Source organism: Hydrogenophaga sp. RWCD_12 (genome assembly GCF_046604225.1).
Taxonomy (GTDB): domain Bacteria; phylum Pseudomonadota; class Gammaproteobacteria; order Burkholderiales; family Burkholderiaceae_C; genus Hydrogenophaga.
In genome coordinates this window covers 356,134-367,927 of record NZ_JBKIXC010000006.1, presented here as the reverse complement: position 1 = coordinate 367,927, position 11,794 = coordinate 356,134, and the positions used below count along the sequence as shown (strand labels likewise).

The window sequence follows — 11,794 nt, the reverse complement described above, 5'->3', positions numbered from 1 at the left end:
GTGCATCACATGCGGAAGTTTTCGCCGAGATAGACGCGGCGCACTTCGGCGTTCTCCACGATCTCGGCGGACGTGCCGCTGGCCAGCACCTGACCATCGCTGATGATGTAGGCGTGGTCGCAGATGCCCAGGGTCTCGCGCACGTTGTGGTCGGTGATCAGCACACCGATGCCGCGCGACTTGAGGAAGCTGATGATGTGCTGGATTTCCAGCACCGCAATCGGGTCGATGCCGGCAAAAGGCTCGTCCAGCAGGATGAAACGGGGACGCGTCGCCAGCGCACGGGCGATCTCGACCCGGCGGCGCTCACCGCCAGACAGCGCGGGCGCCGGTGAAAGGCGCAGATGGTCCACCCGCAGGTCCTTGAGCAGCTCGTCGAGCCGGCTGCGGATTTCGTCTTCCGACAGCCGCTCGCCCTGCTCGTTGTGCTGCAGTTCCAGGACGGCGCGCACGTTTTGCTCGACCGTGAGCTTGCGGAAGATCGATGCTTCCTGCGGCAGATAACCCAGACCCAGACGGGCGCGGCGGTGAATCGGCAGGGATTCGATACGCTCACCGTCGAGCAGGATCTGGCCGCCGTCGGCACGCAGCAACCCGACGATCATGTAGAAAGAGGTCGTCTTGCCAGCGCCGTTGGGGCCGAGCAGACCGACCACCTCACCCTTGTCGACGGACAGCGAGACGTTCTTGACCACCTTGCGGCTGCCATAGGCCTTCTTCAGACCATGGACCTCCAGGCGGCTCTGTCCCGCCACAGCGCCCTGTGGGCTGGCGGCAATTGCGGTCACTTCTTGGGCTCGGTGATCTTGACGCTTGGACGTAGCGTGGCCGGCTCGGCCGGCTGCTGGGGAGGCGGTGTCTTGCCGGCCTTTTCCTCTTCGGGAATCGGCGTCAGCATGGCGCGCACGCGACCGGAGGGGTTGGCTGCTGTCTTGCTGTCAACCCCGCCCTTGACGGTGAACACTTCGGTCTGGCTGTTGTAGAGAATCTCGCTGCCCACGCTCTGGTCGTTGAGCTGCGTACCGCGGTAGCGGCGCAGCACGGCGCGGCCAGTGAACAGCACGGTCTGGGCCTTGCTGTCGTATTCGATGCGGTCGCCTTCGCCCTCGATCCACTCGTCCAGGCCTTCGCGCTTCTGGCGGAAGAAGCCGGGGGTGGCGGGCGTACCCACCAGCAGACCGAGCTGGTTGCCCTGGGCATCCTGGCGCACGTCCAGCTTGGAGCCGCGCATGACGATCGTGCCCTTGGTCAGCACCACGTTGCCGTTGAACACGCTGGTCTGGCGGTTCTCTTCGTAACGCAGGGCATCGGCCTCCACGTTCATGGGCTTGTCCTTGTCGGCTTTTTCCGCCTGCGCCACCCAGGGCGACAGCAGGCCGACGGCCGCAACAAACAACCAGGCGATCGGGCGGGAGGGTTTGACGTGTTGGTGCATGGCTTTTGGGGGCACAGATCTTGCATTCATTGTAGCGGTGCCAAGTGCAATTCGTGCCCTTGACAAGAGATGATTCCTGCCTGGAAACGGCAAGGCCCGCTCGGAGCGGGCCTTGTGCGATGCGAACGGGCCGATCGGTCAGCCCTTGCGGGCCTCAGCGATCAGCGAATCGGCCACCAGGAGGGTCTTGGGACCCTGACCCGGGATGTAGAAACGCCCGGCGATGCCCAGGGCGGGCGTGCCCTCGACCTGATAGGCGTCCTGCAGGCCCACGGCCTTCTGCGCCGACTTGACCGCCGCACCGTCGTAAATGGCGCTGAACTTTTCGCGGTTGACGCCCTGCTTTTCCACCCAGGCCAGGATGGCCGGCGGCGTGGTCAGCGGTAGGCGCTCTTCGTGGTATGCCTTGAATACCTTGCCATGCAGTTGCTCCAGCAGGCCCATGGCTTCGAGCGTGAAGTAAAGGCGCTGCATCGGCACGAAGTTCTGGTTGAAGGCCACCGGCACGCGGCGCACGGTCACATTCGCCGGCTGCTTCTTGATCCAATCGCTGAACACCGGCTCGAAATTGAAGCAGTGGATGCAGCTGTAGGCAAAAAACTCGACCACCTCGACCTGGCCTGCCGGGCTGTCGGTGGGGGCCGGCTTGGCCAGCCTGGTGTAGTCCGTGCCTTCCTTGAAGGCGACCCGCTGTGCCATGGCGGGCGACAGGGCCAGCCCTGTGGCCGCTGCGGCACCGGCAACCATCAGGCCACGGGAAAAATCTCGACGTTGCATGGATTCAAACTCCTTGAAATGACCCGGTTCAGGCTCGCCGGACCGGGAAAAGTTCCCCCGGGGCTGGCGCGGGGTTCAGCGCTGCACCCGCACCAGTGCGGCTTCGACACCGTTGGTTTCGAGCTGCTCGCGCGTTGCATCGGCCATGCCCTTCTGGTTGAAAGGTCCCATGCGCACCCGGAACACCTGGCGGCCAGACTGTTCGCGCTCGGTGATCGACGCTTCCATGCCCAGCATCGCCAGGCGCGCTTTCTGCGCCTGTGCCTCTTCGGCCGACTTGAACGCACCAGCCTGCACGAAATAGCTGAACGGATCGGCGCCAGCCGCCGGCGCCGGATCGGCTCCCGCCGCACCGGTCTTGGCCTTCACCAGATCGCCCAGCGGGTCGGCGCCTGGCTTCGCGGCCGCGGTGTCGGCCGGCTTGGCGTCGGGTTTGGCAGCGGCGTCCTTGTTGTCCTTGTTGTCCTTGTTGTCCTTGGCGTCCTTGGTGGAAGCCGCGTCGGTTCCAACCGGTACCTCGGGGGCTGGCGGCGTGGGCAGCGGCGGCGCCTTGTTGACCAGCCCGGCGTTCGGGTTCCAGCCTTTGTTGCGCTCGGCCTCGGCCGCGTCTTCGGCGGGCTTGCGCGTCACGCCCCGGTCCACGAACGGCACCGGCACACGGGTCACGTACACCGCCACCGACAGGGCAAGCCCCAGACCGATGAGCAGGCCGACGACGAAGCCGACCAGGGTTCCGCCACGCTGTCCGTGGGCCTGCGGGAAACGAGTGTTCATGGATCGAGGGTTCTCACATCTTCTGCGGGGCACTCACGCCCAGCACAGCCAGGCCATTGTGCAACACCTGCGCGGTTGCCCGGACAAGGGCCAGGCGCGCCAGCTTGACCTTTTCGTCGTCCACCAGGATGCGCTCGGCGTCGTAGTAGCTGTGGTAAGCCGCGGCCAGTTCGCGCAGGTAGAAGGTCACGTCGTGCGGCGCGAAGTCGTTGGCCGCCGAGGTCAGCATGGCCGGGTACCTGGCCAGCAGCAGCATCAGCGACTGCGCAGCCGGCGTGTCCAGCGGGGAGAGGTCGACACCGGCCAGCGAGGCCACGTCACCGCCCCAGGCGGCCAGCACCGAGCAGATGCGCGCGTGGGCGTACTGCACGTAGTAGACCGGGTTGTCGTTGTTCTTCTGCACCGCGAGGTCGACGTCGAAGGTGTATTCGGTGTCGGGCTTGCGGCTGAGCAGGAAGAAGCGCACCGCGTCCTTGCTGGTCCACTCGATCAGGTCGCGCAGGGTCACGTAGCTGCCGGCGCGCTTGCTGATCTTCACCTCCTCGCCACCGCGCACCACACGCACCATGGTGTGCAGCACGTAGTCGGGGTAGCCCTGGGGAATGCCCACGCCCGCGGCCTGCAGGCCGGCGCGTACGCGCGCAATCGTTCCGTGGTGGTCGGTGCCCTGGATGTTGATGACCTTGGTGAAGCCCCGTTCCCACTTGCTGATGTGGTAGGCCACATCGGGCACGAAGTAGGTGTACGAACCGTCGCCCTTGCGCATGACGCGGTCCTTGTCGTCGCCGTAGTCGGTGGACTTGAGCCACAGCGCGCCGTCCTGCTCGTAGGTCTTGCCGGCGTCCACCAGCTTCTTCACCGTGGCCTCTACGCGGCCGCTGGTGTAGAGGCTGGATTCGAGGTAATAGTGGTCAAACTTCACCTGGAAGGCCTGCAGGTCCAGGTCCTGTTCGTGGCGCAGGTAGGCCACGGCGAACTGGCGGATGCTGTCGAGGTCGTTCACGTCGCCGCTGGCGGTGAACTCGCGGTCGTCGGCGTGCACAGTCTTCTTCGCCAGGAAGTCGTTGGCGATGTCCTGGATGTAGTCGCCGTTGTAGGCGGCTTCGGGCCACTCGGCGTCGCCAGGCTTGAAGCCCTTGGCACGCAGCTGCGTGCTGGTGGCCAATGTCCCGATCTGTACGCCCGCGTCGTTGTAATAGAACTCGCGGTGGACGTTCCAGCCCTGGGTGCTGTAGAGGCTGCAGATCGCGTCGCCCAGTGCGGCCTGGCGGCCGTGACCCACGTGCAGCGGACCGGTGGGGTTGGCGGACACGAACTCGACCATGAGGCGCTGGCCGTTGGATGGCTGCACGCCGAAGCTGTCACCGGCCTGCAGCACCTCGGTCACGATGGCCTGCTTGGCTGCTGGCTTGAGGCGCAGATTGAGGAAGCCAGGGCCAGCGATTTCGATGTCGGCGACCCACTGCTGGTAGACCGGCAGGGCCAACAGTGCGGCCTTGAGCGATTCACCGACCTGGCGCGGATTGAGCTTGAGCGGCTTGGCCAGCTGCATGGCGGCCGTGATGGCGTAGTCGCCGTGGGCAGCCACCTTGGGGGATTCGAAGGCGGCCTTGTCGCCGGCGCCGGGCGAGAGCTGGTCCAGCGCCTGTGCGAGGCCGGCCAGCAGTTCCTGTTTGATCTTGAGCATAGGGCAGCGATTTTAGGTGGCGGGCGACCCGACACCGTCAGACGGTGCTCTGGAAAACCCGGGGCACCCCGTCAGAAAGCCTTAAGAAAAAAAGGTGTATCGTGCCTGCGCCCGATCCCGGGCTCATTCCTACCCAAAGGCAAGACATGAAACATCTGCTGACCCTGATCGCCCTGACCGGTTCCCTTTCCATGGCCATGGCCCAGACCGCAGCCCCCGCTGCTGCCCCGGCCAAGGCGCCTGCTGCTGCGCCCGCTGCTGCTGCAGCACCTGCCGCCGCCAAGGCCCCGGCTGCTGCGCCCGCCGCCGCTGCGCCTGCTGCTGCAGCCGCTGCCCCGGCCGCGGACAAGAAGCCGACCGAGCAACAGAACCGCATGAAGACCTGCAACGCCGACCCGAAGGCCAAGGCCCTCAAGGGCGACGAGCGCAAGTCGTTCATGAAGTCCTGCCTCTCCGGCGACGAAGCTGCCGCCGGCGGCAACAGCCAGCAAAACAAGATGAAGACCTGCAACGCCGACGCCAAGACCAAGGCGCTCAAGGGCGACGAACGCAAGAAGTTCATGAGCACCTGCCTGAAGGGCTGACCTCCCTGCGCCGCTGAGGCGGCTTCCCCCCTGCTGCGCGGGGGGACCACACCTGCGGACCGGCGGAGCCGGATCCGCGGTGTGTCTGGATCGGGCATGCGCTCCGACCTCTGCCCGGCCAATCTCCCGATGCTGTTCAGTTTCTTGCCTGCGGCAGTGCCGTGTGTGCCGCTTCCTTGACCGCCTGCGTGAGGCGTTGTGCCGACAGCGGTTCCCGCGCCCAGTGTTGCCAGTACAGGGTCACGTCCACCGTGGCACCCGGCAACAGTTCCTGCATCCCTGGCCTCCCCGGCAGGTGCTGCTCGGGCACCATGCCCCAGCCCAGTCCCAGTTCGATCGCTTTCTCGAACGCGTCCACCGCCGGTGCGTAGTGGCGCGGGTAGTTGGGCTGGCTCAGACCGAAGTGCTGTTTCAGGAAGGCGTCCTGCAGCGCGTCCTTGCGGTTGAAGATGATGGCCGGCTGGGCCAGCAGCTGGTGCGGTGACACCGCGCCGGCGGCCGTGCGGCATTGCGCCACCATGTCAGGCGACGCCACGCAGCAGTAGCGCGCCACGCCCAGCGGTTCGGCCACGCAGCCGCGCATCGGCTCGGCCAGCGCCGTGACGCAGCCGATCACATCGCCACTGCGCAGCAGCGCGTGCGTGTGGTCCTGGTCGTCGATCACCACGTCCAGCAGCAGGCGGTGGCGCTGCAGCAGCGGCGCCACTCCGGGAAGGAACCATCCCGCCACCGAGTCGGCGTTGATCGCCACGCTCAGGCTCTGCCAGCCGTCGCCGGCCCGCGCCGCATCGCCTCGCAAGCCGGCCAGCAGGTCGGTCTCCATCAGCTTGACCTGCTTCACATGCGCCAGCAGCGCCTGTCCCGCCTCCGTCGGGCGCACGGTCTTGCCGCGCACCAGCAGGCGCTGACCCAGCTGCTCCTCCAGCGACTTGATGCGCAAGGACACCGCCGCCAGCGTCAGGTTCAACGCCTGGGCGGCCGGCCCGAACCCGCCGTGGTCGACCACAGCGGCCAGCGCTTCGAGGGGACGGGCATCGAGCATGAATCAATTATTTCTTGAGCGATCTCATTTTAAGTTGAATCTGTTTAACAAAAATCCAGGAAGGCTCACACTGCGGCCATTCCATTCATTCTTCTTCCGGATTCCAGTGCCATGACCCTAGCCTTCCCCACCTTCACCTCCGGCATGGTGCTGAGTCTGTCGCTGATCATGGCGATCGGTCCGCAGAACGCGCACGTGCTGCGCATGGGCTTGCAGCGCCAGCACCTCTGGCTTACCGTGGCTGTCTGCGCACTGGCCGACATCGTGTTGATCTCGCTGGGCGTGCTGGGCCTGGCCCAGCTTGGCGGCCTGTCGGACAAGCTGCTGGGCGCGCTGATCGGTGCCGGCGTGTTGTTTCTGGGCGTGTATGGCTGGCAGGCGTTCCAGCGCTTCCTCCGTCCGCGCCAGCCCGTCGCCGCGCCGGCCGGCGCAACGCCCCAACATGCGCCGCCTGCGGTGACCCAGCGCCAAGCCATCCTGTCGGCTCTGGCCTTCTCGTGGCTCAACCCGCACGCCTGGCTGGACACCGCCGTGCTGATCGGCACCGCCTCGCTGGCCTATGGCCAGGGCAGCAAGGTGTTCGGCCTGGGCGCCGCCACCGGCTCGCTGGTGTGGTTCCTGTTGCTCGGCGCCGCCGCCTTCTGGCTTGGCCGCCGGCTGAATTCGCTGCACATCTGGCGCGTGCTGGACGGCGCCGTGGCGCTGATGATGTGGGGCACGGCCGCCTGGCTGCTGGCCGGACTGATCTGACCGAAGGAGCTGCGATGACCACCACCCGCCCCGCCGACGCCCCGGTCACCATCTTCGGCCCGGACTTTCCCTTCGCCTACGACGACTGGCTCCAGCACCCGCAGGGCCTGGCCACGCTGCCGCCCAGTGCGCACGGCACCGAAGTCGCCATCGTCGGCGCCGGCATGGCCGGCATGACCGCGGCCTACGAGCTGATGAAGCTGGGCCTTAAGCCCGTCATCTACGAAGCCTCGCGCATGGGCGGACGGCTGCGCTCGCAGCCCTTCGAGGGCGGCCAGGGCGTGATCGCCGAACTGGGCGGCATGCGCTTTCCGGCCTCGTCCACCGCTTTCTTCCACTACGTGAACCTGCTGGGCCTGCAGACGAAGCCCTTCCCCAACCCGCTCACGCCCGCCGCGGGCAGCACGGTGGTCGATCTGGAAGGACAGACGCACTACGCCCGCACGCTGGCCGACCTGCCGCCGCTGTTCCGCGAGGTGGCCGACGCCTGGGCGGGCGCGCTGGACGAGCTCGGCTTCGGCGACCTGCAGCTGGCCCTGCGCCAGCGCGATGTACCCAAACTCAAGGCGCTGTGGGACCGCCTCGTGCCGCTGTGGGACGACCGCACCTTCTACGACTTCGTCGCGCAGTCCAAGGCCTTTTCCCAGCTCTCGTTCCGCCACCGCGAGGTGTTTGGCCAGGTCGGCTTCGGCACCGGTGGCTGGGACTCGGACTTCCCCAACACCATGCTGGAGATCCTGCGCGTGGTGCTCACGGGTTGCGACGAAGACCAGCACCTGATCGTGGGCGGCGTGCAGCAGGTGCCGCTGGGCCTGTGGGCGCACGCGCCACAACAGATTGCCCACTGGCCACAAGGCACCTCGCTGGCCAGCCTGCACGGCGGCGCCACGCGCCCGGGCGTCACGGCCATCTGCCGCGTGAAGGAGGGTTCAGCGTCGGGCCAGATCGCCGTCACCGACAGCTGGGGCAACGAGCGCAGCTACCCCGCCGTGCTGGTGACCTGCCAGAGCTGGCTGCTGACCACGCAGATCGCGATCGAAGAATCGCTGTTCTCGCAGAAGCTGTGGATGGCACTGGACCGCACGCGCTACATGCAGTCGAGCAAGACCTTCGTCATGGTCGACCGCCCGTTCTGGAAAGACGTGGACCCCGCCACCGGCCGCGACACGCTGAGCATGACGCTCACCGACCGGCTCACGCGCGGCACCTACCTGTTTGACCACGGGCCGGACAAGCCGGCGGTGATGTGCCTCTCCTACGCGTGGATGAGCGACGCGCTCAAGATGCTGCCGCACCCGCCCGCCAAGCGCGTGCAGCTGGCGCTGGATGCGCTGCGCAAAATCTACCCCACGGTGGACATCGCCGGCCACATCGTCGGTGACCCGATCACGATTTCGTGGGAAGCCGACCCCTACTTCCTCGGCGCATTCAAGGGCGCCCTGCCCGGACACTACCGCTACAACCAGCGCATGTACGGCCACTTCATGCAGGACGGTCTGCCCGCCGCCGAACGCGGCATCTTCCTCGCGGGCGACGACGTGTCGTTCACGCCCGCCTGGGTCGAGGGCGCGGTGCAGACCTCGCTGAACGCGGTCTGGGGCATCGTCCACCAGCTGGGCGGCCAGTGTCAGGCCGACAATCCGGGCCCGGGCGAACTATTTCCGAGCCTCGGCCCGGTGGCCCTGACGGACTGACACGATGAACGACCTGACGCTGGCGCTCTGGCAGACGCCCTACGCCCCCACCGTGGCCGAGGCTTTGCAGCGGCTGGACGAGACCGCGGCGCAAGCGCGTGCACAGGGCGCCGACCTGATGGTCTGTCCCGAGATGGGGCTGACCGGATACGCGATCGGCCCGGAGCGCGTGGCGGCCCTGGCCGAGCGGGCCGACGGCCCGATGGCCCGCGCGGTCGCCCGCATCGCGCGCCGCCACCGCATGGCCATCGTCTATGGTTACCCGGAACAGCACCCGGACGGCGGCCGTCCGTTCAACGCCACGCAGTGCATCGCCGCCAACGGAAGGCGCATCGGCCAGCATCGCAAGACCCACCTCTTCGGCGACATGGACCGCGCACAGTTCAGCGCGGGCGACCGGCCATCCGCACCGTTCTCCTGGCGCGGCTGGCGACTGGGCCTGCTGATCTGCTACGACGTGGAGTTTCCCGATACGGTGCGCGCACTGGCGCAGCAGGGGCTGGATGCCTTGCTGGTGCCGACGGCCAACATGCGCGAATTCGACGAAGTGCCATTGCAGATGGTGCCCGCGCGGGCCAGGGACAACGGCATCTGCGTGGCCTACGCGAACGCCTGCGGCCACGAACCGGGTGTGCCCTACGGCGGGCTGAGTACCGTCGCGGACCCGGACGGCGCGTGCCTGGCGCGCGCGGGGCGCCGCGCCAGCCTGCTGGTCGCGACGCTGAGCGGCAATGGTCAGAAGTAGGCCGCGTCCGGTGCCTGCGAGCGGATGAAGTCGATCACCGAACCCGCCTGCACATTGGTAAACAGCGCCTGGTCGGCGGTGCCGCAGTTGGCGGTGGTGCCGGTGGACGTGATGCCGACCACGCCCGAGCGGCCACCCACCGAGCGGAAGGCCGGGCCACCGGAATCGCCGCCGCAGGTGTTGGCGCCGCTGCCGCCAAAGGTGTAGCCCACACTCACGCCATCGACCTGGCCCAGCGTCGCTGCGCCGACGACCAGGTCGAACCCGGGCTCGCCCCAGCCGGCGATGTACACCGTCTGGCCGGCGGCCGAGGGCTCGCTGACCAGGATGCCCATGGTGGAGTTGGGCAGCGGTGCCGCCAGGAAGATCACCGCCACGTCGTTGATCAGCGCCGTCGGCGTTCGCTGGAAGCCCGGATGCACGCTCCAGCTGCTCGCCGGGATGCCCACCACGGAACCATCGGCCGACCAGGCACCCGCCAGCACCTGCCCGGTCCCGGCGGGCAGGCAATGCGCCGCGGTCAAGACCTTGGTCGGCGTGATCAATGTGCCCGAACAACGGAACAGCGAACCACCGATTTCAATCTGGAGCAGGACCACCGACGAGGCTTCCGGCTGCGCACAGGCGGTGCCGTTGTAGATCTTGGGCTGCGTCCCGATGCTGTTGCACAGACTCTGCGCACTGGGCGCGTCGCTGCCACCGCCGCCACAAGCGGCCAGCACCACCATCACCACGCAGGCCATCAGCCCGCCAAACCAACGCTTCATGAAACCTCCCATGGAACAGACAAACATGTTGGCAATGTAGCGCCAAACGGAGCCGGCATCAGCCCCGGGCGCCAGACCAGAAATCGGGCTGCGCGTAATGGTGCTTGAGGAAATCGATCCACAGCCGCACCCGCAGCGCCAGGTGTTTGCGCTGGGGAAACAGCGCGTAGATGCCATTGGGGGGCGCGGCATATTCGTCGAGCACCGTCTCCAGCCGCCCGGCCGCGATGTCGGCCTCGACCTCCCAGGTGCTGCGCCAGGCAATGCCGTAGCCCGCCAGGCACCATTCGCGCAACACTTGCCCGTCAGAGCAGTCCAGCGGCCCACCCGGACGCAGGTGCACGATCTCGGCGTCGCCGGGCTCGGCCCCGCCGCCAGCCACGTTGTCGCGCGCTACGCGGAATGCCCAGCCCCGCGTCTGCGACGCGTCGGACGACAGGGTCAGGCAATCAAACTGCGAGAGATCGGCCGGCGTGCGCGGCCTGCCATGCCGCTGCAGGTAGGCCGGTGCGGCCACGCACATGCGGCGGTTGTCGGCCAGCCGCACGCTCACCAGCGAAGAGTCGGGCAGGTCACCGACGCGCACCGCACAGTCGTAGCCCTCACCCGCCACGTCGACCACCCGGTCGCTGAGGTTGAGCGAGAAGCTGACTTCGGGATGCAGTTCGCGAAAGCGCGGCACCAGCGGGGCCACGTGGCGGCGGCCGAACCCGGCCGGCGCGGTCACGCGCAGATGGCCCGAAGCCTTGACGCCGCCGGCGCTCACGCTCGCCTCGGCGTTGGCCAAGTCGGTCAGCAGGCGCTGACAGTCTTCAAGAAAGGCGCTGCCCTCGTGGGTCAGCGAGATGCGCCGCGTGGTGCGCACCATGAGCTTCACGCCCAGGCGCGCCTCCAGCGCATCCAGCCGCCGGCCGATGATGGCCGGGGCCACACCCTCGGCCTTGGCGGCGGCCGTGAGGCTGCCGCGGGTGGCGACCGAGGCGAAGGTTTCGAGCTGCTTGAGCTTGTCCATGGGTCCGCAGATTACCCCATCAAAAGGAGGTAATCAACGGACTCAACCCATGGATCTTTTACTGAATCGTTATGCCCAGGAACTCAGTTGCACTGGGCTTCAAGGTTCGGAATCGCCGCACAACCCGTGCCGCCCTTGGCGGAGCAGGAAGCGTTGGCGGCGGTCTGCGCATCAAACGCGGTGTTGCCGGCCGCAGCGGCGATGACCCAAGCGCCACTGGCGGTCACGCCCTGCGAAGCAGCACCGCACTCTTCGAACTGCAGGATCACGGTGCAATCGCTGGCGTCGCACTCGTCGCGCGCCGACTCGTTGGCGCTTGACTGGGTCAGCGATTCGGACGAAATCGCGATCTTCTTGGTCGACACGCTGACGGCGACCGCGCCAAAGCCGTTGCTGTCACCGCCACCACCGCAGGCCACGAGCACCACCGCAGCGATCAGCGCCGCGCCCCAGGTCCAGACTTTCTTCATGGGAAACCTCCACCGGATTCAATTGGTCAAGATGGCCACCGGATGCAGCCACCGCAG

Annotated in this window: 13 protein-coding genes; 4 read left to right on the top strand and 9 right to left on the bottom strand. The window is 67.2% G+C overall.

The window, feature by feature from the left end:
* Positions 1 to 5 precede the first annotated feature (5 nt).
* The 5 genes from lptB to argS all read right to left on the bottom strand — a co-directional run bounded on the left by lptB (position 6) and on the right by argS (position 4,673).
* Positions 6 to 788 (bottom strand): LPS export ABC transporter ATP-binding protein, encoded by a 783-nt coding sequence (gene lptB, locus ACLIJ1_RS22860; RefSeq protein WP_411367874.1) that lies wholly within the window; start codon positions 786 to 788, stop codon positions 6 to 8.
* The gene (gene lptA, locus ACLIJ1_RS22855; RefSeq protein ID WP_411367873.1) at positions 785 to 1,435 is read right to left on the bottom strand and encodes a lipopolysaccharide transport periplasmic protein LptA; all 651 of its coding nucleotides are present in this window, start codon (positions 1,433 to 1,435) and stop codon (positions 785 to 787) included. Before lptA ends, lptB begins: the two co-directional genes overlap by 4 nt.
* A 138-nt stretch (positions 1,436 to 1,573) precedes the next feature.
* Entirely contained in the window at positions 1,574 to 2,212 is a 639-nt protein-coding gene (locus tag ACLIJ1_RS22850; protein WP_411367872.1) for a thiol:disulfide interchange protein DsbA/DsbL, read from the bottom strand.
* Between the two features lie 75 nt (positions 2,213 to 2,287).
* Positions 2,288 to 2,986, bottom strand: coding sequence for an SPOR domain-containing protein (locus ACLIJ1_RS22845; RefSeq protein ID WP_411367871.1), 699 nt, complete (start codon positions 2,984 to 2,986; stop codon positions 2,288 to 2,290).
* Positions 2,987 to 2,999: 13 nt separating this feature from the next.
* Positions 3,000 to 4,673, bottom strand: coding sequence for an arginine--tRNA ligase (gene argS / locus ACLIJ1_RS22840; protein ID WP_411367870.1), 1,674 nt, complete (start codon positions 4,671 to 4,673; stop codon positions 3,000 to 3,002).
* A gap of 146 nt (positions 4,674 to 4,819) precedes the next feature.
* Between argS and ACLIJ1_RS22835 the strand changes: the two genes are divergently transcribed.
* Positions 4,820 to 5,257 carry a PsiF family protein gene (locus ACLIJ1_RS22835; RefSeq protein WP_411367869.1) on the top strand — a complete coding sequence of 146 codons (438 nt, stop codon included), beginning with the start codon at positions 4,820 to 4,822 and terminating at the stop codon, positions 5,255 to 5,257.
* Between the two features lie 136 nt (positions 5,258 to 5,393).
* Here ACLIJ1_RS22835 and ACLIJ1_RS22830 read toward each other — a convergent pair whose 3' ends face one another.
* Positions 5,394 to 6,299, bottom strand: a complete 906-nt coding sequence (locus ACLIJ1_RS22830; protein ID WP_411367868.1) for an HTH-type transcriptional regulator ArgP — start codon at positions 6,297 to 6,299, stop codon at positions 5,394 to 5,396.
* A 111-nt stretch (positions 6,300 to 6,410) separates the two neighbouring features.
* On the opposite strand from ACLIJ1_RS22830, the gene ACLIJ1_RS22825 reads away from it, so the two are divergent.
* Genes ACLIJ1_RS22825 through ACLIJ1_RS22815 form a run of 3 tightly spaced genes read left to right on the top strand, consistent with a single transcriptional unit; the run spans position 6,411 to position 9,488 of the window.
* The gene (locus ACLIJ1_RS22825) at positions 6,411 to 7,049 is read left to right on the top strand and encodes a LysE/ArgO family amino acid transporter (RefSeq protein ID WP_411367867.1); all 639 of its coding nucleotides are present in this window, start codon (positions 6,411 to 6,413) and stop codon (positions 7,047 to 7,049) included.
* Positions 7,050 to 7,063: 14 nt separating this feature from the next.
* Positions 7,064 to 8,743 (top strand): flavin monoamine oxidase family protein, encoded by a 1,680-nt coding sequence (locus ACLIJ1_RS22820; protein ID WP_411367866.1) that lies wholly within the window; start codon positions 7,064 to 7,066, stop codon positions 8,741 to 8,743.
* Positions 8,744 to 8,747: 4 nt separating this feature from the next.
* Positions 8,748 to 9,488, top strand: a complete 741-nt coding sequence (locus ACLIJ1_RS22815) for a carbon-nitrogen hydrolase family protein (RefSeq protein WP_411367865.1) — start codon at positions 8,748 to 8,750, stop codon at positions 9,486 to 9,488.
* Here the strand turns inward: ACLIJ1_RS22815 and ACLIJ1_RS22810 are convergent.
* The 3 genes from ACLIJ1_RS22810 to ACLIJ1_RS22800 form a co-directional block, all read right to left on the bottom strand.
* Entirely contained in the window at positions 9,479 to 10,255 is a 777-nt protein-coding gene (locus tag ACLIJ1_RS22810) for a S1 family peptidase (RefSeq protein WP_411367864.1), read from the bottom strand. The genes ACLIJ1_RS22815 and ACLIJ1_RS22810 overlap by 10 nt on opposite strands.
* Positions 10,256 to 10,313: 58 nt before the next feature.
* Positions 10,314 to 11,267: a LysR family transcriptional regulator gene (locus tag ACLIJ1_RS22805; protein ID WP_411367863.1), complete on the bottom strand. Its 954-nt coding sequence runs from the start codon at positions 11,265 to 11,267 to the stop codon at positions 10,314 to 10,316.
* Positions 11,268 to 11,350: 83 nt separating this feature from the next.
* Positions 11,351 to 11,737 carry a DUF4189 domain-containing protein gene (locus tag ACLIJ1_RS22800; RefSeq protein WP_411367862.1) on the bottom strand — a complete coding sequence of 129 codons (387 nt, stop codon included), beginning with the start codon at positions 11,735 to 11,737 and terminating at the stop codon, positions 11,351 to 11,353.
* Between the last annotated feature and the right edge of the window lie 57 nt (positions 11,738 to 11,794).